Annotated in this window: 26 protein-coding genes; 15 read left to right on the top strand and 11 right to left on the bottom strand. The window is 48.7% G+C overall.

All coding sequences use genetic code 11. From position 1 onward, the window contains the following. Positions 1–6: 6 nt before the first annotated feature. From VOA_RS00315 to VOA_RS00340, 6 genes are read left to right on the top strand one after another with little or no spacing between them, the layout of a single operon-like run. Positions 7–789: a glycosyltransferase family 32 protein gene (locus tag VOA_RS00315; protein ID WP_001066212.1), complete on the top strand. Its 783-nt coding sequence runs from the start codon at positions 7–9 to the stop codon at positions 787–789. Next, positions 789–2,069 carry a lipid IV(A) 3-deoxy-D-manno-octulosonic acid transferase gene (gene waaA / locus VOA_RS00320; protein WP_000926846.1) on the top strand — a complete coding sequence of 427 codons (1,281 nt, stop codon included), beginning with the start codon at positions 789–791 and terminating at the stop codon, positions 2,067–2,069. The genes VOA_RS00315 and waaA overlap by 1 nt, the downstream gene beginning before the upstream one ends. Then, the gene (locus VOA_RS00325) at positions 2,066–2,446 is read left to right on the top strand and encodes an HAD-IIIC family phosphatase (RefSeq protein WP_000734010.1); all 381 of its coding nucleotides are present in this window, start codon (positions 2,066–2,068) and stop codon (positions 2,444–2,446) included. The genes waaA and VOA_RS00325 overlap by 4 nt, the downstream gene beginning before the upstream one ends. Continuing rightward, positions 2,437–4,020: a hypothetical protein gene (locus VOA_RS00330; RefSeq protein ID WP_000478639.1), complete on the top strand. Its 1,584-nt coding sequence runs from the start codon at positions 2,437–2,439 to the stop codon at positions 4,018–4,020. Before VOA_RS00325 ends, VOA_RS00330 begins: the two co-directional genes overlap by 10 nt. Next, positions 4,017–4,760 carry a glycosyltransferase family 2 protein gene (locus VOA_RS00335; RefSeq protein ID WP_000635456.1) on the top strand — a complete coding sequence of 248 codons (744 nt, stop codon included), beginning with the start codon at positions 4,017–4,019 and terminating at the stop codon, positions 4,758–4,760. The genes VOA_RS00330 and VOA_RS00335 overlap by 4 nt, the downstream gene beginning before the upstream one ends. Further along, a complete protein-coding gene (locus VOA_RS00340) occupies positions 4,757–5,680 on the top strand; it encodes a WavE lipopolysaccharide synthesis family protein (protein WP_000590011.1) in 924 nt (307 codons plus the stop codon). Before VOA_RS00335 ends, VOA_RS00340 begins: the two co-directional genes overlap by 4 nt. Here VOA_RS00340 and VOA_RS00345 read toward each other — a convergent pair. Next, the gene (locus VOA_RS00345) at positions 5,677–6,435 is read right to left on the bottom strand and encodes a 3-deoxy-D-manno-octulosonic acid kinase (RefSeq protein ID WP_080480540.1); all 759 of its coding nucleotides are present in this window, start codon (positions 6,433–6,435) and stop codon (positions 5,677–5,679) included. The genes VOA_RS00340 and VOA_RS00345 overlap by 4 nt on opposite strands. A gap of 85 nt (positions 6,436–6,520) precedes the next feature. On the opposite strand from VOA_RS00345, the gene VOA_RS00350 reads away from it, so the two are divergent. Together VOA_RS00350 and VOA_RS00355 are read left to right on the top strand one after the other, a co-directional pair. Continuing rightward, the gene (locus VOA_RS00350) at positions 6,521–7,588 is read left to right on the top strand and encodes a glycosyltransferase family 9 protein (RefSeq protein WP_001173301.1); all 1,068 of its coding nucleotides are present in this window, start codon (positions 6,521–6,523) and stop codon (positions 7,586–7,588) included. 42 nt (positions 7,589–7,630) lie between these two features. Beyond that, positions 7,631–8,410, top strand: a complete 780-nt coding sequence (locus VOA_RS00355) for a glycosyltransferase family 2 protein (protein ID WP_000042989.1) — start codon at positions 7,631–7,633, stop codon at positions 8,408–8,410. A 62-nt stretch (positions 8,411–8,472) separates the two neighbouring features. Here the strand turns inward: VOA_RS00355 and VOA_RS00360 are convergent, their stop codons facing one another. After that, positions 8,473–9,510, bottom strand: coding sequence for a glycosyltransferase family 9 protein (locus tag VOA_RS00360; RefSeq protein ID WP_000735612.1), 1,038 nt, complete (start codon positions 9,508–9,510; stop codon positions 8,473–8,475). Positions 9,511–9,620: 110 nt separating this feature from the next. Here VOA_RS00360 and coaD point away from each other — a divergent pair, with 110 nt between their 5' ends. Then, entirely contained in the window at positions 9,621–10,115 is a 495-nt protein-coding gene (gene coaD / locus VOA_RS00365; protein ID WP_000078885.1) for a pantetheine-phosphate adenylyltransferase, read from the top strand. Positions 10,116–10,211: 96 nt separating this feature from the next. On the opposite strand, the gene mutM is transcribed toward coaD, so the two are convergent. The 6 genes from mutM to VOA_RS00395 form a co-directional block, all read right to left on the bottom strand. Then, complete coding sequence (gene mutM, locus VOA_RS00370; RefSeq protein ID WP_001114649.1) at positions 10,212–11,021, bottom strand: bifunctional DNA-formamidopyrimidine glycosylase/DNA-(apurinic or apyrimidinic site) lyase; 810 nt, start codon at positions 11,019–11,021, stop codon at positions 10,212–10,214. 9 nt (positions 11,022–11,030) lie between these two features. Beyond that, complete coding sequence (locus tag VOA_RS00375; RefSeq protein WP_001266250.1) at positions 11,031–11,513, bottom strand: hypothetical protein; 483 nt, start codon at positions 11,511–11,513, stop codon at positions 11,031–11,033. Between the two features lie 226 nt (positions 11,514–11,739). Further along, positions 11,740–11,907, bottom strand: coding sequence for a 50S ribosomal protein L33 (gene rpmG / locus VOA_RS00380; RefSeq protein ID WP_001051801.1), 168 nt, complete (start codon positions 11,905–11,907; stop codon positions 11,740–11,742). 13 nt (positions 11,908–11,920) lie between these two features. Then, the gene (gene rpmB, locus VOA_RS00385) at positions 11,921–12,157 is read right to left on the bottom strand and encodes a 50S ribosomal protein L28 (RefSeq protein ID WP_000091952.1); all 237 of its coding nucleotides are present in this window, start codon (positions 12,155–12,157) and stop codon (positions 11,921–11,923) included. Between the two features lie 294 nt (positions 12,158–12,451). After that, positions 12,452–13,126: a RadC family protein gene (gene radC / locus VOA_RS00390; protein ID WP_000053459.1), complete on the bottom strand. Its 675-nt coding sequence runs from the start codon at positions 13,124–13,126 to the stop codon at positions 12,452–12,454. Positions 13,127–13,237: 111 nt separating this feature from the next. Continuing rightward, the gene (locus tag VOA_RS00395) at positions 13,238–14,917 is read right to left on the bottom strand and encodes a methyl-accepting chemotaxis protein (protein ID WP_000953041.1); all 1,680 of its coding nucleotides are present in this window, start codon (positions 14,915–14,917) and stop codon (positions 13,238–13,240) included. Positions 14,918–15,099: 182 nt separating this feature from the next. Between VOA_RS00395 and coaBC the strand changes: the two genes are divergently transcribed. After that, entirely contained in the window at positions 15,100–16,299 is a 1,200-nt protein-coding gene (coaBC, locus tag VOA_RS00400) for a bifunctional phosphopantothenoylcysteine decarboxylase/phosphopantothenate--cysteine ligase CoaBC (RefSeq protein ID WP_001190969.1), read from the top strand. A gap of 65 nt (positions 16,300–16,364) precedes the next feature. Here the strand turns inward: coaBC and VOA_RS19740 are convergent, their stop codons facing one another. Next, on the bottom strand, positions 16,365–16,502 hold the full coding sequence (locus tag VOA_RS19740; protein ID WP_001889830.1) for a hypothetical protein: 138 nt from the start codon (positions 16,500–16,502) through the stop codon (positions 16,365–16,367). On the opposite strand from VOA_RS19740, the gene slmA reads away from it, so the two are divergent. Genes slmA through lpxN form a run of 3 tightly spaced genes read left to right on the top strand, consistent with a single transcriptional unit; the run spans position 16,458 to position 18,997 of the window. Further along, positions 16,458–17,048, top strand: coding sequence for a nucleoid occlusion factor SlmA (gene slmA / locus VOA_RS00405; protein ID WP_000918350.1), 591 nt, complete (start codon positions 16,458–16,460; stop codon positions 17,046–17,048). The two genes, VOA_RS19740 and slmA, sit on opposite strands and share 45 nt — an antisense overlap. A 5-nt stretch (positions 17,049–17,053) precedes the next feature. Next, entirely contained in the window at positions 17,054–18,001 is a 948-nt protein-coding gene (gene lpxL / locus VOA_RS00410) for an LpxL/LpxP family Kdo(2)-lipid IV(A) lauroyl/palmitoleoyl acyltransferase (protein WP_000076208.1), read from the top strand. An 18-nt stretch (positions 18,002–18,019) separates the two neighbouring features. Then, positions 18,020–18,997, top strand: coding sequence for a lipid A biosynthesis myristoyltransferase LpxN (lpxN, locus tag VOA_RS00415; RefSeq protein ID WP_001283388.1), 978 nt, complete (start codon positions 18,020–18,022; stop codon positions 18,995–18,997). A gap of 84 nt (positions 18,998–19,081) precedes the next feature. Here the strand turns inward: lpxN and pyrE are convergent, their stop codons facing one another. Next, the gene (gene pyrE, locus VOA_RS00420) at positions 19,082–19,723 is read right to left on the bottom strand and encodes an orotate phosphoribosyltransferase (protein WP_000649353.1); all 642 of its coding nucleotides are present in this window, start codon (positions 19,721–19,723) and stop codon (positions 19,082–19,084) included. A 198-nt stretch (positions 19,724–19,921) separates the two neighbouring features. Beyond that, complete coding sequence (gene rph, locus VOA_RS00425) at positions 19,922–20,638, bottom strand: ribonuclease PH (protein WP_001247182.1); 717 nt, start codon at positions 20,636–20,638, stop codon at positions 19,922–19,924. Between the two features lie 163 nt (positions 20,639–20,801). Here rph and VOA_RS00430 point away from each other — a divergent pair, with 163 nt between their 5' ends. After that, positions 20,802–21,668 carry a YicC/YloC family endoribonuclease gene (locus tag VOA_RS00430; RefSeq protein WP_000640565.1) on the top strand — a complete coding sequence of 289 codons (867 nt, stop codon included), beginning with the start codon at positions 20,802–20,804 and terminating at the stop codon, positions 21,666–21,668. A gap of 66 nt (positions 21,669–21,734) precedes the next feature. Then, the gene (locus tag VOA_RS00435; protein WP_000440283.1) at positions 21,735–22,223 is read left to right on the top strand and encodes a TIGR00645 family protein; all 489 of its coding nucleotides are present in this window, start codon (positions 21,735–21,737) and stop codon (positions 22,221–22,223) included. Positions 22,224–22,232 lie beyond the last annotated feature (9 nt).

Below are 22,232 nucleotides of genomic sequence, written 5' to 3'. Positions count from 1 at the left end.
ACACTTATGAACAACACCGCTAAAGTGATTGCCAACCGACTAATCCGCCTGACTGGCAACCTATTTAAGATGCTCTCTTACCCGTTTCATTGGGTGTTTCCAAAGCTGCGTTTTACGATTCCCGCTTATTCACCCGCCAAACTAAACATGCGCGCCAATGCCACCATTCCACGCACTATTTGGCAAACCAACTTTACCGATCAAGCCTCACTACCGGTTTACCTTAACTATCTGTTTAACCGCCTAATGTCGCTCAACTGTGACTATCGCTATGTGAGTACCGAAGCGCGTGGTGAGTTCTTAAAAGAACATGCATCACCAGAAGTTTATGATGCTTACTCTCGCCTCACTAACGGTGCAGCCCAAGCTGACTTATGGCGTTTAGTGGTACTCAATACCTATGGTGGTGTGTATATGGATATTGATGCCACGCTAGTATGGCCGCTCGATAAGCTGCTCGACGACTCACAAGAGCTGTATATTCGCATTAAAAATAATACCGAGATTACTAACTACTTCATTGCGACCGCACCAAACAATCCCGATCTGCAGGCCACCATTGAACAGGTGGTTTATAACGTGAATCACTACGAGCCTTCGATGGGGGTGTATCACTCCACAGGACCAACAGTACTCAATAACATCTTGTCAGCTAAAGCGGTGATTCACACTCAAGATCGTAAATACGTCTGTATTCAGGGCACCTTTACCAATGAACACTTCCAGTACATTGATAAACCTCGTGGTAAATGGACACACATCAACCCCGAAGATCTCGTGAAAAAATAATGCTGCTCCGTACGCTTTATACGCTTTTACTCACTTTAGCTGCACCGCTTTTACTGTATGGCCTCTATCGCCATAAACAGGGAAAACCCAGTGTCGGAAAACGTTGGAAAGAGCATTTCGGCATTACCCCACCACTAAAAACCACAACCCCACCGATCTGGATCCATGCCGCGTCGGTGGGTGAAACCCTAGCGGTAACGCCACTCATAAAACAAATTAAGCAATGTTCACCGAATACACCAATTCTGCTGACTACCACGACCCCGACGGGTGCAGAACAAGCGGAAAAGTTGGCCGATTGGGTTGAGCATCGCTATACCCCGATTGATTTTTCGTTTGCAGTAAGAGGCTTTTTGCGTCGTGTCCGACCTTGCCAATTGATCATAGTGGAAACAGAACTGTGGCCAAATACTCTGCATACCGTTGCCAAAGCGGGTTTGCCGATTACACTCGTGAATGCACGACTTTCGGAAAAATCCTATCGCGGCTATCAGCGTATTCGCCCGTTCTTTAACAGTATGGCGAAACCTCTCAGCCTAGTGTTATGTCAATTTGCAGACGATGCGCAGCGTTTTATTCAGCTCGGTGTGGCTGAGACAAAAATCAAAATTACCGGTTCGATTAAGTTTGATATCAACATCACCGATGAGGTGATTGCTCAAGGTGAAGCGCTCAGAACGGCTTTAGGTAAACATCGTCTAGTCTGGATAGCCGCCAGCACGCATCAAGGCGAAGATGAAATTGTGCTTTCGGCGCATCAAGAAATCCTCAAGCAGCATCCTAATGCTTTGTTGATTTTAGTGCCGCGCCATCCTGAACGTTTTGCGGCGGTGCATAAGCTCGCAGCCAGCCTTTTTTCAGTGCAAACTCGTAGCAGCCAACAAACCATAATCTCAGACACTCAAGTATATCTCGGTGATACCATGGGTGAGATGCTGGTATTACTCGGCGCTTCTGATGTGTGTTTTATGGGTGGCAGTTTAGTGGGCAAAAAAGTCGGCGGACATAATTTGCTTGAACCTGCTGCACTGGCAAAACCCATCATTACAGGCTCTAGTTTTTACAACTTTACTGATATCACCCACGCGCTCATCAATGCACATGCCTGTGTGATTGCTGACCAATCAGAAACTATTGCCAAGCTGGTAAACCATTGGTTTGCTGATGTTCAAGAACGGCAGCAATGCGGAAAAAATGCGTTAAAGATCGTGATGCAAAATCGTGGGGCTCTCGAAAACACCTTGATCGAATTAGGTTTTACTAAGGAATTCGTCCAATGAAAAAATTGATCGTCGACCTCGACGGCACTCTCACCCAAGCCAATACTTCAGATTATCGTAACGTGCTACCTCGGCTTGATGTGATTGAAAAGCTTCGCGAGTACCACCAACAAGGGTTTGAGATTGTGATTTCGACGGCGCGTAATATGCGCACTTATGAAGGTAACGTCGGCAAAATCAATATTCACACGCTTCCTATCATTACTGAGTGGCTGGATAAACACCAGGTGCCTTATGATGAAATTTTAGTAGGAAAACCTTGGTGTGGGCACGATGGCTTTTACATTGATGATCGCGCCGTGCGCCCTTCCGAATTTGCCTCGATGAGTTTGGAAGAGATCCACCAACTCTTTGAGAAGGAAAAATCATGTTCCTAATTATGTCTGGTGCCTATGTTGGCCAAGAGTTGGAATCTGAATTTGGGCGTATTCCTCCGAGTTTTCTGCCGTTAGGCAATCGTCGCCTGTTTCAGCATCAAGTCGCTTTGGCACCACAAGGCGTAAAAGTCTATCTCTCTTTGCCTGAATCTTATGCTGTCTCAGAGATTGACCACCAATGGCTTGAACAACATCAGGTGACAATTATCGCTACACCAGATGGACTCAGCTTAGGGGCATCACTGGTGGCGGCACTCAATATTAGTGGGCACTCACTCAATGCACCACTGCACATCCTCTACGGTGATACGCTATTTAACCAACTGCCGGTTGGCGATGATATCGTCAGCGTTTCCACGGCAAAAGACAGCTATAACTGGGCCGTATTAACTAATGATGAAGTCGATTGGCTACAAGATGTCAATACGCCCATGAGTCACGAAAGTCAGCGAATTATCGATGGTTACTTCAAATTCAGCCGACCACGGGAACTGGTTCGTTGTATAACACAGAGTGAATGGAAGTTTATTGCAGGCCTCAATCGCTATCATAAAAGCGTTGGCCTAAGTGCGCTCAACTCCATCGGTTGGCTCGATTTTGGCCATGTGAATACTTACTATCACTCTAAAGCCGAATTTACGACGCAACGCGCCTTTAATGAGCTGACCATCACCGCTAAATGGATTGAAAAATCAAGCATCAAAAACCAAAAAATCGCCGCTGAGGCTTACTGGTTTGACAATCTGCCGATGGCGATGCGTGGTTTCATTCCACAATATTTAGGCAGCCAAAACAGCGAGGGGAAAATTTCCTATCGTTTAGAGTATCTCTACCTAACAGCACTGAACGAGTTATTCGTTTTTTCCAGATTACCGAGCCAAATCTGGCAGAAAATCTTAGCTAGCGCAGTGGAGTTTTTAAGTCTATGCCTTGAGCAAACGGTCGAGCAAAATGCTCCCATCAATACTCTCGACATCCTATTTGCCGATAAAACCGCTCTACGCCTTAACGAATTCTGTACAGCGCGACACATCACTTTAGAAGATCAATGGCAGTTTGCGGGACAAGATGTTTCGCTAGCGCAAATTCTACACGATAGCCAAAAACATCTACCTGATAGCAAACCCTTGCTAGGGGTCTTGCACGGTGATTTTTGCTTTAGCAACATTTTGTATGACTTCCGAGCCAACAAAATTAAGACGATTGACCCTAGAGGAATGACGCCTGACGGACAGAAAACACTGTATGGTGATATCCGCTACGATCTCGCTAAGCTGAGTCATTCGATTCTTGGCTTATATGACTGGATTATTGCCGGTTACTACCATGTTGAGATTGCCGATAACGCGATCGAATTAAAGATTGCCGAACAGAGCCATCATAAAGAGACGCAGCAAGGTTTTATCGAACTGATTGAACAGACCTTCGGTCTCACGGCGAAAAATCTCTACGCGATGCAAATTCAACTATTCCTCTCCATGTTGCCTTTGCATGCCGATGATCGTCGCCGCCAAGATGCCTTGTTTGCGAATGCATTTCGTCTCCATCAAATTTTACTGAGGCTTGATCAATGATTGTGATCCCAATGGCGGGAATGAGTTCTCGTTTCTTTAAAGCCGGCTATACCCAGCCTAAATATATGCTTGAAGCCCATGGTCAAACCCTGTTTGAACACTCGGTCAACAGCTTTGCCGCCTATTTTGCTAGCACTCCGTTTCTATTTATTGTGCGCAATGTTTACGACACAGCGGCCTTTGTGCGCGAAAAATCGACTCAGCTTGGCATTAAACAGTTTTACATTGCTGAATTGCATACCGAAACTCGCGGCCAAGCAGAAACGGTGACTTTGGGGTTAGAGGAATTAGCAAAACAAGGCTTGGACTACCAAGGCTCGATCACGGTGTTTAACATCGACACATTTCGTCCGAATTTTGTATTTCCTGACATTAGCCAACACAGCGATGGCTACCTAGAAGTGTTTCAGGGCGGTGGTGACAACTGGTCTTTCGCCAAACCAGAACATGCTGGCAGCACTAAAGTGATTCAGACAGCCGAGAAAAATCCGATTTCCAATCTCTGTAGCACTGGGCTTTATCACTTCAATCGTAAAGAGGATTACTTGGAGGCGTATCGCGAATACGTTGCCAAACCTAGCCAAGAATGGGAGCGAGGCGAGCTATACATTGCGCCACTCTACAATTTGCTCATTCAAAAAGGGTTGAATATTCACTACCACCTGATCGCGCGTCATGAGGTCATTTTTTGTGGCGTGCCAGATGAATACACGGACTTTTTGAGGCAGCCACAACCATGATCAAGATTGATGATGAAGCGATCACCTTTGTTGTACAGGGACCGGTACAAGCCAGTGCCAGTCGTCAGCAAATCGCGGGCATCACCGAGCAGTGTTTGAACTCCATACGGCGCTTTTTTCCTAAATCGACCATCATTCTTTCGACTTGGAAAGGGCAGCCGTTGGATGGGCTCGATTACGACCAAGTGTTGGAACTGGATGATCCCGGCGCAAATACCGTTTTTTATGACGGCCAGCCAATTAAACTCAATAATAACCGTCAGATGTACAGCACCCACATGGGGCTGAAAGCGGTAAAAACGCCTTATGCGGTTAAGTTACGTACCGATAACCTGCTGACGGGTCGTCAATTTGTTGAGTTGTATGAACAATATGCCGATCTCCCCCGAGCGCAGAATTATCAATTTTTGACTCAGCGAGTGCTCACCAGCAGCACGTTTTTTATTTCGAGCCACTACGGACATCCGGTGCATTTTCATAAAAGCGACCTGTTTGATTTTGGACTGACCCAAGATCTCCTGACTATTTGGTCTGATCGCTGGATACCAGAATTACAATTCACGCTTAAACCGGGCTACAAAGCTCGCCACCCAGCAACGGAGCAAGTTTTATGTCTGAATTGGATCTCCGCATTACTCGATGAAGAGCACCATATAGAGAGTAAAACCTGCGATCACGCAGGCTTAGGTGAAAACTTTTGGCCACAGTTTATGGCCAATAACTTACTCATGGATTGTCCAGAAAATATTGGATTGGATGTCACTGAGCGCTTCTATAAACGAGGTAATCTGGCGCTTGAATATGACCTTAAGGATTGGCTGTATCTTAATGGACAGACTCGCCGTCCACTTGATTTCAAGCGCTTATATCGCTACTACCGTTATCAAGAAGGTAAGCTTTTACGTAAGCTCAAATCCTAATCGGCCAATTGGTAACCTTGCACTACAGGTTGCCAATCTAATTCACTCCATTTAACGGCTCGTTTGACAACTTCCTTTTCAAACGAACGTTTTAATCTATTTAAGTTGTCTTGTTTCCAACTATGACCTGATTGCACATAACACTTATCAAAATCAATAATCCATACCTTCTCTTGGTCATCAATCAAGATGTTATGAATATTAAGATCGGTGTGGTTGACTTGCGCATCGTGCATTTTTCGGATCTCACGGCCGATTTTACGATAGAGTTCATCGCTGATCGGGCTTTCTTGCAAGATACTCACCAGATCGCGGGCATTCGGCACTTTTTCACTTAAGAGATCGGCTTTATACAGCAGCCCGTGTTTTTGTACGCGAGCGGCAATCGGGCGCGGCACGTTAACGCCAGCATCACGCAAGTGATTGAGCAGCATAAATTCTTGATAGCTTCGGGTCTTTTCCCAACCGGTGAACCAGTAAGAATCGGCCACTAGTTTGCCAAACAAACCACCGCGGCGATAATGACGCAAAGCACCTTGTGTCTGTTGCAACTGTACAAACCACGTGGTGCCTCGTCCTGTCGCGCTTCCGAGCACTTTACCATTTTGCTGCCAAAACTCGGGGTTACAGCATTGACTTGGGTCTTCATGCAAAAGCGCGTCGTCAAACCAAACTTTCTGCTGCGCGTCGTTGAACGTCTGTATCAAGGGGCGATTCCTATCGTTATCCGGTAGTTTTGCAGTTTTGCTCTGCATCTGGCGTGCTGCATTTTACATTTTCTGGTCAGCTCTGCATAATTCTGGCTCAATTATCGAATAGTTTTATCGAATAGGCTTGGCTATGGCATTGTTTCAATCAGCCCCACACTCCCTCTGTATCCTGCGTTTATCGGCGATTGGTGATGTCTGTAATACGATAGCTGCCGTACAAGCGATTCAACGCCAATGGCCGCAAACACGCATCACTTGGGTAACGGGTAAACTGGAAGCAGAACTTATCCAATCTCTGCCCGATATTCAGGTCATCGTGTTTGATAAAAAACTCGGATGGCGTGCTTATACTCAGCTTTGGCAGCAATTAAAGTCCGAGCGTTTTGATGCGCTGCTGCACATGCAGTACGCTTTTCGCGCCAGCATTGCGACTTTGGGGATCAAAGCTCGCTATAAACTGGGTTTTGATGCAGCGCGCAGCCAAGATTTTCAAACTTGGTTTACCAATGTCAAAGTTCCCTCACCGGACAAAATGCACGTCTTAGATGGTTTATTGGCGTTTGTTGAGCACTTAGGTATTCGCGATATTGAGCCTAAGTGGTCACTCACCTGCCAGCCTGACGATCTGGCTTGGGCTGAGGCGCACTTTCAGCCCGAGCAGCCTCGCTTAGTTGTGGTGCCCGGAGCAAGCAAAGCTTATAAGAATTGGACGACAGAGGGCTATGCAGCAGTTATTGAACATGCCCAACAGCAAGGCTGGCAAGTGATCTTGGCCGGAAGCCCAGCACCAGTTGAGCGCGATCTGGCCGCGCAAGTGGAGCAAGCACTCGCTCACCCCGTCTTAAACTTGGTGGGAAAAAGCACGCTGCAACAGATGCTCGCACTGCTCGCACAGGCAGATTTGGTGATCGCCCCCGATACAGGCCCAGCGCATATGGCTAATGCCATGAATACACCAATCATTGGTCTCTACGCTCACCATAATCCTGAGCGCACAGGTCCATACCATTATCGCCACTATGTTGCTTCCGCTTACCAAGAAGCTTTACTTGCGGAAACCGGTAAAACGCCGCAGCAGGTTGATTGGCGCACTCGGGTTAAAGACCCCAATGCGATGCAGCGCATCACTGCGCAACAAGTGATTGCGATGTTTGAGCGTGCATCTGCTGACATCATGACCACACAGGTGAACGATTGATACACCTTTTATACCCAGATTTATTCGTAACGAGGATTTTTCGTGAGTAAACCAACGCTTGCTGTCGCATTGATAGTAAAAAATGAAGCGCGTCATCTGGATGAGTGCTTACAAACCGTGCACGACTGGGTTGATGAAATCGTGGTGCTCGATTCTGGCAGTCACGATGAAACCGAGCAGGTCGCGCGTCGTTACACTGAAAAATTTTACGTGAATGCAAAGTGGCCGGGCTTTGGCCCGCAGCGCCAACTGGCACAATCTTATGTCCAATCGGATTATGTGCTGTGGCTGGATGCCGATGAGCGAGTGACTCCTGAGCTCAAGCAGAGCATTTTGCAAGCCGTTGCCGCTAATAAGCCCGATACCTTGTATCAATTTGCACGTCTCAGTTGGGTGTTTGGTCGCTTTATCCGCCATAGCGGTTGGTACCCCGATCGCGTACTGCGCCTCTATCCAACTCAACTGACTCGTTACAATGACGCATTAGTGCATGAAAAGGTGCACGTTGAACCAAGTATGAAAGTCGAAACTTTAGCGGGCGATGCGATTCACTACACCTATAACGATGTGCACCACTATCTGGTGAAATCCGCGGGTTACGCCAAAGCGTGGGCGGATCAACGTCAAGCGAAAGGCAAGAAGGCTTCCCTTTCTCAAGGCATCGTTCATGCTGTGGGCTGCTTTTTGAAAATGTATCTGCTCAAGCGCGGTTTTTTAGATGGAAAACAGGGATTTTTAATTGCACTGCTCTCTGCACACTCCACCTTTGTGAAATACGCTGATTTGTGGGCACGTGATAATGACGAGCACTACAAACGCTAAGCGGATATCTATCGAGTAAAGTAACAAAGACAAAGGGAGCCGCAGCTCCCTTTTTTTAATGATTAAAGCCGCACACTACGTAGCCAAGGCGTAAGCTCAGTCAATACGCTCTTCATATCAATCCGACTCATGTTCTCTTGGTTTGCTTTATCGTCTGCAGGCGGCGGACAAAAAGCGATGTGCTTACCTTGCGAGTTGAGTGGTCGCCAGCGCAGTGGCGTTGCTGAACGCTTGGCTGGGAAGAATCCGACCGTGGGCACATCCAAGGCTGCCGCGATATGCAAAGGGCCTGTCGAACCCGCAATGAAAAGCTGCGCGCAAGCCAGCGAGCGCGTGAAATCTACCAGTCCATCATTTTTGGTATACAAGGCCGCACGAACACCTTGCTCAGCAAGCAAACTTTGCAACTGCGCGGCTTTCTCTTCTTCACCCGGCCCTGCGGTGAGCACCACCTGTTTGTGCTCATCCATCACGCCTGTGACTAACTCACAGTACTGCTCAAGGGAGAGATTATTCGCTGAACCGCCACTGCCAGCATGCACAAAAAGCCACGCTTTGTCGGGAGTAATGCCTAACTGCTCAGCGAGTTTGCTGCGCTGCGCTGCCAATTGCTCGGCAGGAAAAGTCAGATACGGTGCGTTTGGTTCAATAATCGGCTGGCCGATATCACGCAAAAAAGCACGTACCAAATCAAGATTATATTCGTATTCCGGCTTGGCCGATTGCGAGCGCTTTTGCTTAATGCGGTGCTGATAGAAAATCTGCGCCAATTTGGTCGCGGGCGCTAAACGGTAAGGAATGCGTGCTTTCCACACTAAGAGCGCGTTATACATGGTCGAAAACAGGTTAATAGAAGCATCAAACTGCTGCGCTTTTAAGCTTTGCACCAACTTCTTATGCTGCGCTTTATCCGCCTGTTGGCCGGGGTCGATGATCACCGCGTCAATCCATGGACAAAGCTCAGCCAGTGCGGCAGTGTATTTCGGCACCAGCGCGGTGATATGACAATCCGGCAGAGAAGCTTTCAGCATGGCGAAACTTGGCCAAGCCAGCATAAAATCGCCAATTTTATCGTTGCGAATAACCAGTAACTTTTTCATTGTGCTCGATAAGGTGTGAAATTTTGCGTGCTCATCATACCGACTTCATAGGTAAATGTGAGGCTTTTTGTTAGGATGAGGCCACTTCCCTGATTGATGAGTAACGGATTGTGAGCCAAAAACGTCTTTCCCGAGTGATTTACCCCGGCACTTTTGACCCCATCACCAACGGTCATCTGGATCTGATTGAGCGCGCAGCGCAGATGTTTGATGAAGTGATCATCGCCGTGGCCGCCAGCCCGAGTAAAAACACTCTGTTTACGCTCGAAGAGCGCGTCGAGTTCGCGCGCCATGTCACCTCTCATCTGGATAACGTCAGCGCGAAAGGCTTTTCCGGATTGTTAGTTGATTTTGCCAAAGCCGAAAAAGCGAATGTCTTGATCCGCGGCTTGCGTACCACAGTCGATTTTGAATACGAATTTGGTCTCACCAATATGTATCGCCGTTTAATGCCGGGCTTAGAGAGTGTGTTTTTAACGCCCGCCGAAGAGCACGCGTTTATCTCGTCGACCTTAGTGCGAGAAGTGGCGATCCACGGCGGCAATGTGGATGAGTTTGTGCCCGCTATTGTCGCTAACGCTCTACATCAAAAGAAAAAAATCTAGTTATTCAAAGGGATGCAAGCTTGCATCCCTCAATCCCCTTCCTACTTGAAGCTGCAGCGGTGTTGGCTACCTGCAACTCTAAGTCGTTTGGGTATATCAATGCTGGCACTGCGGGCAGAAAAAGGTATTGCGCTGAGCAATTTTCTGCTCGCAAATCGGCTCTCCACAATGGGGGCAAGGCTGTTTGGGTTTGCCATACACTTGCAGCTCTTGCGCGAAATAACCCGGCTTACCATCGCTTTGGGTAAAATCTTTCAGCGTGGTGCCGCCTTGCTTAATCGACACTTGCAGCACTTGTTTGATGTTCGCCACTAAGGTTTGCCACTCCTCTAAGCTCAGCGAATGAGCGGGGCGCAGTGGATGGAGGCGTGATGTAAACAGCGATTCATTGGCGTAGATATTGCCCACCCCCACGACCGCTGCGTTGTCCATGATGAAAGCTTTTACTGCGATGCGTTTGTTGCGCGCTTTGTCCATCATATATTCAGCGTTAAAAGCTTCGGTCAACGGCTCAGGCCCCAAACGCCCGAGCACTTCATGGCTCTCATCAGGCGCACACCATAACCAAGCCCCGAAGCGACGCGGATCGTTATAGCGCAGCCGTTTGCCGCTGGTCATCACCAGATCCACATGATCGTGTTTCGCAGCAGGAAAATCGCCATCCAAAATACGCAGCGAGCCAGACATACCCAAATGCACAATCGCACTGCCGACGGCCGTTTCAATAATAAGATATTTAGCGCGGCGATGAATCGCGAGAATAGTCTGCCCTTCAAGCTGTTTCAGCTCTTGAGGGATAGGCCAGCGCAACTTGGGTGTACGTAACACTAAGGATTGAATGGTGCCGCCGACCAAATGTGGGGAGATCCCTAATCGGCTGACTTCAACTTCAGGTAATTCCGGCATGACAACCTCTTACAATGGCGCAGGGAATAGATAACTCGCTTCGGCCGAGACCGCAATCCAACGATCTTGCCAGTTTTTTAGCAACCAAAATTGTGGGGTTTGATAGAAGGTGATCCTTTGTGGCTCTTCGCGATCGGCATACCACACTTCTATCGTTTGTGCGTTTGGCAACGTGGGTTGCAGGGCGCGATACGTCGCCTCATCCACTTCTGTCCCAGTGAGTGCATGCCAACGCTGCACTAATTCTTGCCCATCAACACTCAACTCAGGCTCCGACTGCCACTCTTCGCGGCTTTTTTCTAATGAAAACGCAGGGAAATGCAACGCCTGTAAGGTGGCGTCTGTTCTCAGTAAGCTTGGAAACTGGCTCGCCGGATCGGGCAATAAATAGCTTTTAATCACGGTCGGCAGATTAATCACAGCGATAAAAGCAATCACAGACAAAATCAGAATGTTGTTCCAACGGCGACGTCGATTGGGAGAAACGCGCATAATCACTCCTTGCGATAAGCAAACGTTTTGAGATTAACAAAGTGCTTAGTGAGATCCTAGTCATCCCCTTGCTACTTGAAGCTGCAACGCCAAGTAGTTTGAGTATAAGAGGAGCTCTATACCTTGGGCCTTCTGTTATTGGCAGCCAAAACCCAAATAACAGGCAGAAAAAAACCCAACCAAAGGCTGGGTTTTTTTACAACACTGTAAACAAGAGCTAAATCAATTACTTGATTTTTGCTTCTTTGTACACAACGTGCTGGCGAACTACAGGATCATATTTCTTGATCTCGAACTTGCCAGGCATATTGCGCTTGTTCTTATCAGTGGTGTAGAAGTGACCTGTACCTGCAGATGATACTAGGCGGATTTTTTCGCGAATGCCTTTAGCCATTGCTCAATTCCTCTTAAACGTTTTCGCCACGTGCACGGATCTCTACAAGAACAGCATCGATGCCTTTCTTGTCGATGATACGCATACCTTTAGCAGTTAGACGTAGTTTAACAAAACGTTTTTCGCTCTCTACCCAGAAACGATGAGTTTGTAGGTTCGGCAGAAAACGACGCTTAGTAGCATTTTTTGCGTGTGAGCGGTTGTTACCAACTGCAGGACGCTTACCAGTTACTTGGCATACTCGTGACATGAATGTCTTCTCCAAATCGTTTCAGCTCGATATCAACCTTGGTGGCCGAACCTCTCTCTTTCCAAAATCAGAAGTTGAGGTTAAAAACCGTTATGGAATACCCATACAAGGCTATCAAAGGTCGCGCATTATACTAACTTGCCGCACATTGCTCAAGACCCGAACAGATCCTTTTCGCAGGATTTGCTGATCTTTTTACGGTGCGAGCTGAATCAGGGTTAAAAAATGTCGGGGCATATTAGCAGATTCTCGCTAACTCACAAGCTTAAAAATGCCGCAAACCATAAGTGTTGACTATATCCAGCCACGTTCAGCAAAAGAGACCACTTCCCCATCACCGACGACAAAATGATCCAGCACACGAATCTCAACCAAACCGAGTGCATCACGCAGGCGATCGGTGATCCTTCGATCGGCTTGACTCGGTTCCGCAACACCCGATGGGTGGTTGTGTGCCAGTATTACCGCAGCGGCATTATGGTGCAGCGCCCGCTTAACCACTTCTCGTGGGTAAACGCTCGCCGCATCAATCGTCCCTTCAAATAAAATCTCATCACGAATGACACGATGTTGGTTATCCAAAAACAATATATAGAAGGCTTCTCGTTGGCGATCGCGCAGCACGCTCGATAAATAAAGTTTGGTTTGCTGCGGACTGGTAAGTGCATCACCGCGCTTTAAGGTTTCAGCGAGATAACGCTGCGTCATCTCCAATACCGCTTGTAATTGAACAAATTTGGCTTCGCCCAACCCTTTGTGGCGACAAAACTGCTCCTTGGAGGCACAGAACAGTGCGCGCAGTGATCCAAAATCGCGCAGCAGCAGATCCGCCAAGGCGAGTACATTCATACCATGTGTGCCTGTACGTAGGAAAATCGCCAGCAATTCCGCATCACTTAATGATTGCGGGCCGCGTTGCAGCAATTTTTCGCGCGGCATGGATTCGGTGGGTAACTCTTTCAGACTCATCTCTTTTCTCGGCGTCGGTTTTGCTTACTCAAGCCAGAGAAAAGGAAGGGCCGCAAGCGGTCCTTCTCAAGTTTCGAATCACCTCAAGCGGCGATGCAATTTCACTGTTGATTAAAGCTTAAAATGCCCAACCAAAGTGCCCATCTGTTGCCCAGAATGGGACAAACTTGCGCTCACGCTTTCGGTCTGTTTAAAGCTTTCACTAAGTTCATTGACGATCTGCTGAATCGCGACCAGATTTTGGTTGATGTCTTCTGCTACGGCGCTTTGCTGCTCAGCCGCAGAAGCCGTCTGAATGCCCATATCATGAATTAGGCTTACTGCTTTGGAGATCCCCGCTAAGCTCTCTTTAATCTGCACCGATTCCAGCGCGGTTTTCTCACCACGCTCTTGGCTGATGTTCATGCTCTGCACCGCTTTACTGACCCCTTGGTGCAGCGCATTGAGCATTTCACCAATCTCTTTAGTGCTATTTTGAGTACGACTCGCCAGTGAGCGTACTTCATCGGCCACCACAGCAAAGCCGCGCCCCTGTTCACCCGCTCGCGCCGCTTCAATCGCCGCATTCAATGCCAGTAAATTGGTTTGCTCAGCAATATCGCCAATCACTTTCAGCACTTGGGTGATCTTCGCCGCCTGTTGGCTGAGATCGCCTACCGCGGCAGAGGTTTGGTTCACTTCGTTGACCAACTCACCAATCCCGTCAATCGCCAGATTCACCTCTTTCTGCGCGACAGCAATTTGGCTGTTAGCCGACTCAATCGCTTGCGCGGTCGAGTAAGTGTTGCTCGCCACTTCGCGCGCCGTGGCGCTCATTTCAGTCACCGCGGCGACAACTTTATCGGTCTCTAAACAGTGACCATCCATCTTATGGCTGGCTTGCGAGGTTTGTTGATCCAACTCCTGCGCAGCCGCTTCGACCGTATTGGCCGAGGCGCGGATATCAGTCATAAGCGGATGCAGCTTATCCATAAAGGCGTTAAACGCTTTCGCCACATCGCCAATCTCATCTTGGCTCTCAACTTTAATTCGCGCGGTTAAATCGCCGCCACCCGCAGCCACCGCCTGTAATGAGCTCACCACATGTTGCAGTGGTGCAATGCCGCGAGACACCAAAACACTCACCGCAATAATAGTGAACACCAAACCGACAACCGAAAGCCCAATCGCGGAGATCATTTGATCGTAGAGATCCGCCTCGCGCTGCGCGCGAAACTCTGCCACTTGGGTATCGACATCATCAATATAGATGCCCGTCCCCAATACCCAATCCCATTTCGGTAGGTATTCGGCATAACCCAGTTTCGGCGCTTGAGCATTAATCGTCGGTTTGTGCCAAGAGAAATAGAGGAATCCATCGCCCGTTTTTGAGGCATCAATTAAACCGGCAATCACCGCCACACCATTTTCATCTTTCATGCCGTAGAGGTTTTTGCCTTCTAATTCAGGCTTAATCGCATGCAGGGTATTAACCCCTTGTGAGTCGTAAGCAAAGAAATAGCCATCGCTGTCAAAACGCATCGCTTTGAGGATTTGTTTGGCTTGCGCTTGGTTTTCACCGGCTTTATCACTCTCATATAAAGGTTTCACCGCCGTCACCCCCATCATGAGATAGGCTTGCAGCTCTTTTTTCTTGGCATCAATCAGATCGGTGCGGTAGTTTTCTAGCTCTTTTTGTAAGGTAGATAACCCACTCTGATAATTCACCGCCATGACCAAGGCGGTAATGACGATCAGAGGAATGACCGTCAATAGCAGTAATTTGGTACGGCTTCGTAGAGAAGACAGCATAAGATTCCCTTTCATTATTGTTAGCTTTGTGAATGACTTATCTCATATTCATGGTCTATTGTCTGTGAAATGACCGATGCTTTGCAGCTCGACCAGTGGCGCGATGCGCAGCGGCGGTTGTGACTCCAACTTTTAGCTCGAGCTGTGCTAACATAGCGCGCAGATTTTTTGAGGGATCCCAAATGCAATCATTGGCAGGCAAAAAGATTCTGCTCGGTATCAGTGGCGGTATCGCAGCGTATAAGTGTGCAGAATTGACTCGTCGTTTGGTGGAGCGCGGCGCGACCGTGCAAGTGGTGATGACCCACGCCGCCAAAGAATTCATTACTCCGCTGACCATGCAGGCCGTTTCCGGACGTCCCGTGTCGGATAGCTTGCTTGACCCTGCGGCAGAAGCCTCGATGGGGCATATTGAGCTCGCTAAATGGGCCGATTTGGTGCTGCTGGCCCCGGCGACTGCCGATCTCATCGCGCGCATGGCCGCTGGTATGGGCAATGATTTGCTGACCACGCTCATTCTGGCCACCAGCGCGCCAGTGGCGATTGCTCCGGCCATGAATCAGCAGATGTATCGCAATATCGCGACCCAAGAAAATCTACAAACGCTTATCCGCCGTGGGTATCTGACTTGGGGTCCTGCGGCTGGCGAACAAGCCTGTGGCGATGTTGGCCTAGGTCGTATGTTGGAGCCGATGGAGTTAGTGGCGCACTGCGAAAACTTCTTCGCCCCGAAAATTCTTGTCGGTAAACGCGTGCTGATCACCGCGGGTCCCACTCGTGAAGCGCTCGACCCAGTACGCTACATCACCAACCACAGCTCAGGTAAAATGGGCTTTGCGCTCGCCAAAGCCGCCGCGCAGCTCGGCGCTGACGTCACGCTGGTCAGCGGGCCGGTGCATCTGCCAACGCCAGTGGGCGTCAATCGCATTGATGTGCAAAGTGGATTAGAAATGCACAGCGCGGTGATGAAAGAGGCAACCTCACACCAGATCTTTATCGCGTGCGCCGCGGTAGCCGACTACCGCCCACAAACCGTGGCCGAACAGAAGATCAAAAAGAGCCGTGATAACGATACATTGACTATTGAGATGGTGAAAAATCCCGATATCGTGGCGTCCGTTGCGGCTCTGACTGAGAATCGACCGTTTACCGTTGGCTTTGCGGCAGAAACGCAAGATGTCGAGACCTATGCGCGTAGCAAGCTCGTGCGCAAGAATCTGGATATGATCTGCGCTAACGACGTCTCGATTGCTGGCCAAGGCTTTAACAGCAATGACAATGCCTTGACCCTATTCTGGAAAGAAGGGCAACACAGCCTACCTTTAACCAGTAAAGACGCGCTCGCTAGCGCAGTAATGCATTTGATTCATGAGCAAATGTAGGCGTTATTTTCGCCACCTACTTCAACCATTTTTATCAACACGCTTCGAACAACCTCTGAGCTTAGTTACACTTCAAAGGTTTCATCTTTGTCGCAGGCGCTGAGTCTGCGACGTAGTTGTTGTTCATCAGCAGTGATAACCAAAAGGAAAAACGGGGCATGGCCGGCAATAAAAAAATCAATCGACGCGAAGAAATCCTGCAAGCTCTAGCCGAGATGCTTGAATCCAATGAAGGGGCTTCACGCATCACTACCGCAAAACTCGCTAAGCAAGTTGGTGTGTCCGAAGCCGCGCTGTATCGCCATTTCCCGAGCAAAGCTCGTATGTTTGAAGGCTTGATTGAGTTTATTGAAGAATCCTTGATGTCGCGTATCAACCGCATCTTTGATGAAGAAAAAGACACGCTCAATCGCATTCGTTTGGTGATGCAACTGCTGCTCGCCTTTGCCGAACGTAACCCGGGCTTGACACGCATTCTCTCTGGGCATGCTTTAATGTTTGAAAATGAGCGCTTACGCGATCGCATCAATCAGTTGTTTGAACGGATTGAAACCTCTTTGCGCCAAATTCTGCGTGAACGTAAACTCCGCGAAGGTAAATCTTTCCCGGTGGATGAAAATATCCTCGCTGCGCAGCTGCTCGGTCAGGTGGAAGGCAGTTTGAATCGCTTTGTGCGTTCTGATTTCAAATACCTGCCAACCGCGAATTTTGATGAATACTGGGCGCTGCTAAGTGCACAGATTAAGTGAGTACAATGAGTCAAGATAAATACAGCAAACCTGAATTCTCCTTCTCTTTATTGCACCCAAAATACTGGGGAGTCTGGCTTGGTTTTGGCCTACTCGCCCTGCTGGTTAACCTGCTGCCTTATTCTGTGCTGTTAAAAATCGGCCGCAGTTTAGGCCAATTTTCGATGCGCTTTGGTAAAAAGCGTGTCCATATCGCCAGACGTAATCTGGAACTCGCCTTCCCAACCATGAGCCAAAGCGAGATCTATGCGTTTGTCTTGGAAAACTTCAAAAACACCGGTGCGGCCCTGATTGAAACCGGCATCACTTGGTTCTGGCCAACGTGGCGCTTTAAGCGCATTTTGATTGATAAAGATACCCAAGCCATTCGCCAACATGCACAAACGGGCAAAGGGGTTTTGCTGTGTTGCGTACATGCACTCAATCTGGAAATCACCGCGCGCGCGTTTGCTGTGCTAGGCATCGGTGGCTATGGTGTTTACCGTCCGCACAGCAACCCCGCATACGAATTTATCCAGTACCGTGGTCGAACACGCAATGGCAATCAGCTTATCAACCGAACCGATATCAAGCAGATGATCCGCGTGTTACGCCAAGGCGAGCGTCTGTTCTACCTGCCAGACCAAGACTACGGCCACAATAAATCGGTGTTTGTGCCTTTCTTTGCAGTAGAAGAAGCTTGTACCACAACCGGCACCAGTATTTTGGCTTATACCAGCCACTGCGCGATTGTGATTGGCTCCGGTTTCCGTAACGCGCAAGGGCGTTATGAGATCATGGCTGATAAATCAATTGAAGCGGACTACCCACAAAAAGATGAAACCGCTGCCGCGGCTTACATGAATAAATTTGTCGAAGAGATTATACTGCGCGCCCCCGAGCAATGGATGTGGCTGCACAAACGCTTCAAATCCTTGCCGGACATTGAACTGACTAACTCGCGCTATCAGTAAAGCAGTAAAGGTGAATTTGTGAGCGATCAAGACAACGGCGTGACTCGCCATCTACATAACCCGCAATTTGAGTGGCGCTTTCTGCACCCAAAACATTGGGGGACTTGGATTGGCATCGCTTTCGCGGCACTGTTGGCCTTTATTCCTTGGCGCTTGCGTGATCGACTGGCGAAACCTTTGGTGCCACTCATCATCAAGAAAAATGGCCGCGTAGTCCGCCGCGCTCGGGTGAATCTCGCCTACTGCTTTCCAGAGAAAAGTGAGCAAGAGCGCGAACAAATCCTGCATGATACTTTTGTGAAAGCCTCGCAGTTTATGCTCGGTTATTCAGAGCTGTTGGTGCGTTCAACTCGCTACAATAACTCGCGTGGCGAACTGATTGGCGAAGAGAACTTGCTGCCACTGCTTGATAGCGGTGAGCGCGTTATTCTGTTAGTCCCGCACTCTTGGGCGATCGATTATGCCGCCGTTATGCTGGCCGCTCGTGGCTATAAAGTCGCGAACATCATGAAACCGCAGCGCAACCCGATTGCCGATTGGCTGATGCACGTCCAACGTATGCAGTATGGTGGCCGTATTTTCACTCGTGAATCGGGCATTAAACCTTTCTTGCGTTCCATTCAATCCGGCTATGTTGGCTACTGGGTGCCGGATGAAGATCACGGCCCGCAAAACTCCGTGTTTGTACCGTTTTTTGCCACTGAAAAAGCGACTCTTAAAGGGTTTGGCAAAATGGCTAAGCTGTGCAAAGCGCACGTGGTGCCTTTAATGTCATGCTACAACAGTGATTCAGGCCGTTATGAAGTGCACATTTTGCCTGCGCTGCAAAACTTCCCGACGGGCGATGAAGAAGCCGATGCACTGGCGATGAACCGTGCGATTGAAGCGCTGGTCACGCCGCAGCCTGAGCAGTACATGTGGAACTTGTCTTTGCTGAAAACTCAGCGTGATGGCAGTGAAATTTACGACAACTCCCACCATGGCGATCAAAGCTAAGCGTTTTGTTTTTGAGCTTAGTGCTAAAAAAACAGCCCCAATTGGGGCTGTTTTTCGTTTTAGGCTTGGGTTGGATGAATACGCTTAAATGCCGTACTGCGCGCGGTACGCTTTGACCGCCTCTAGATGCTCAGTGTTGTTACCTTGCTGTTCAAGATAGGTGATGAGATCCGTCAGGCTCACAATCGAAATCACCGCACAGCCGAAATCGCGCTCTACTTCTTGAATCGCAGACAGCTCGCCCTTGCCTTTCTCTTGGCGATCAATCGCCACTAGCACGCCCGCTAAATCGGCGTTGTTGGCTTGGATAAGCTCCATCGATTCACGAATTGCCGTACCGGCAGTGATCACATCATCCACCAGCATAATGCGGCCTTCTAACTTGCTGCCCACCAGATTACCGCCTTCGCCGTGATTTTTGGCCTCTTTGCGGTTAAAGCAGTAAGGCGTATCCACATCGTGGTGATCCGCCAACGCGACTGCTGTGGTGGTAGCAATCGGAATACCTTTGTAAGCAGGACCAAACAGCACATCAAACTCAATACCAGAATCGACTAACGCTGCCGCGTAAAAACGGCCCAAGCGCGCTAAATCACGGCCAGTATTAAACAGACCAGCGTTAAAGAAATAAGGGCTTTTGCGGCCTGATTTCAAAGTAAATTCGCCAAACTTCAGCACCTGTTTTTCTAGGGCAAACTCAATAAATTCACGCTGGTACGCTTTCATCACATCTTCTCTAATTTACGATTTAAGAACTATTCATCTTCTAAGATATTGCCGTGAGGGCAAGACAGCAAAACTTTGAGTCCCTAGGAGCTTACTGAAGTAAGTGACTAGGGCAAAAAGTACTTGCTAACGCAGCCATCGCGTCAATATCGACGAAGATGAGGGCAAAAAAATAGCCCCCAATTGGGAGCTATTCGATCAATCTAATAACGATGCCTTCTGCACCGCGACAATATCCGCAATGCCTTTTTTGGCCACGGCCAACAATTCCAGCAACTGCTCATGACTGAACGGCTCACCTTCCGCGGTGCCTTGGATTTCAATCATCTTGCCTTCTTCGGTCATTACCACGTTCATATCCGTGTCAGCGGCTGAATCTTCAACATATTCCAGATCGCACAGCACGTTCTCACCTAAGATACCAACCGAAACTGCAGCCACATGGCCTTTCATCGGGTTCTTCTTCAGTTGGCCTTTAGCCATCAAATGAGCAAAAGCATCCGCCAGCGCCACGCTTGCACCAGTAATCGAAGCAGTACGCGTACCGCCATCGGCTTGAATCACATCACAATCGACCGTGATCATAATTTCGCTCATTGCTTCCAGATCCACCACTGCACGTAGGCTGCGCGCGATCAGACGCTGGATTTCCATGGTACGACCGCCTTGCTTACCATTGGTCGCTTCACGGCGCGTGCGTGAATGGGTTGCGCGTGGCAACATGCCGTATTCCGCGGTCACCCAGCCTTTACCTTGGCCTTTTAACCAACGTGGCACACCTTCTTCAATGCTGGCATTACACAACACTTTGGTGTTGCCAAATTCCACCAATACCGAGCCTTCTGCGTATGCAGTATAGTTGCGGGTGATTTTGATGGGGCGAACTTGGTCCGCAGCGCGGTTATCTGGACGCATAGGGTCTCGACCTTCTCGTGGCTGTATCAATTCGGTTGGGGCGGGATTATAGCCCAAACCCCCTACAGGCGCTAGGTTAACGAATTCAGCACGGTAGCGCCGTTTTGCCTGCTTTGCTACTATTAGCGCCAGTCACAAAGAGATGAAAGCAAAGGACATCCTGATGATTTACAGCATGACTGCGTACGCACGCAAAGAAGTCAAAGGCGATTGGGGCAGCGCCGTGTGGGAAATTCGCTCGGTTAACCAACGTTATTTAGAAACGTACTTCCGCCTGCCTGAGCAGTTCCGTGGTTTAGAACCACTGCTGCGCGAGCGTTTTCGTCAGCGCCTGTCACGCGGTAAGATCGAGTGTCATTTGCGCTTTGAAGCGAATCCAGCCGCACAAAGCCATCTCACCATCAATGAAGGACTCGCCCAGCAAGTGATTAATGCCGCTAACCAGATCATGCATATGACTGGTGAACTCAGCCGCATTAACCCATTCCAAGTGATGCAGTGGCCGGGTGTGATGGAAACGCCAGAGCAAGATATGGACGCCATCAACCAAGCGCTACTCAGTGCGTTTGATGAAGGCGTGGACGAATTTATCGCCGCGCGTGGTCGTGAAGGCGACAACATGAAAGCGCTGATTGAGCAGCGTTTGGATGCGATCAGCGCCGAAGTGGTCAAAGTGCGTGCGCGTATGCCAGAAATTCTGGAATGGCAACGCGAGCGTCTATTCAGCAAGTTTGAAGAAGCGAAAATCGAGCTCGATGCGAGCCGTGTAGAGCAAGAGCTTATCCTACTGGCGCAGAAATCCGATGTGGCCGAAGAGCTGGATCGCCTCGACTCTCATGTCAAAGAAGCGCGTGAAGTGCTGAAAAAAGGTGGCTCATGTGGCCGCAAACTCGATTTCATGATGCAAGAGTTCAACCGTGAATCGAACACCTTGGCTTCGAAATCCATCTCGACCGATATCACCGCCTCCGGCGTGGAGCTAAAAGTGCTTATCGAACAGATGCGAGAGCAGATCCAAAATATCGAATAATCTTGAAAGCCTCGTTGATTCGAGGCTTTTATCTAATGTCCTTTACCTCTTAGTGATTGGAACCCCATGGAACGACTCATAGAAAAGCTTCTCTACTCTGCACGTTGGATTATGGCGCCGATTTATCTTGGTTTAAGCCTGATCTTGCTTGCGTTAGGCATTAAATTCTTCCAAGAGATTTTTCACCTGCTGCCGAATATTTTTACCATCAAAGAAGTCGATTTGATCCTGATTGCGCTCTCGTTGATTGACGTGTCACTGGTCGGCGGTTTGATTGTGATGGTGATGTTTTCCGGATATGAAAACTTCGTCTCTAAGCTCGATATCGATGAGGGTGAGGACAAACTCGGCTGGCTAGGCAAGCTCGATACCAGTTCACTGAAAAACAAGGTTTCCGCTTCAATTGTGGCGATCTCTTCGATTCATCTGCTCAAAGTGTTTATGAACACCGAAAACATCGCCAGTGACAAAATCAAATGGTACTTGCTGCTGCACATTACCTTTGTTTTATCGGCATTTGCGATGGGTTATTTGGATAAGCTCACCAAGAAATAGTGATAAAAA

The sequence above is a fragment of the Vibrio sp. RC586 genome, from assembly GCF_000176715.1.
Lineage (GTDB): Bacteria > Pseudomonadota > Gammaproteobacteria > Enterobacterales > Vibrionaceae > Vibrio.
Note: the sequence above shows the minus strand (reverse complement) of the source record. Positions and strands in the feature narration are given on the sequence as shown.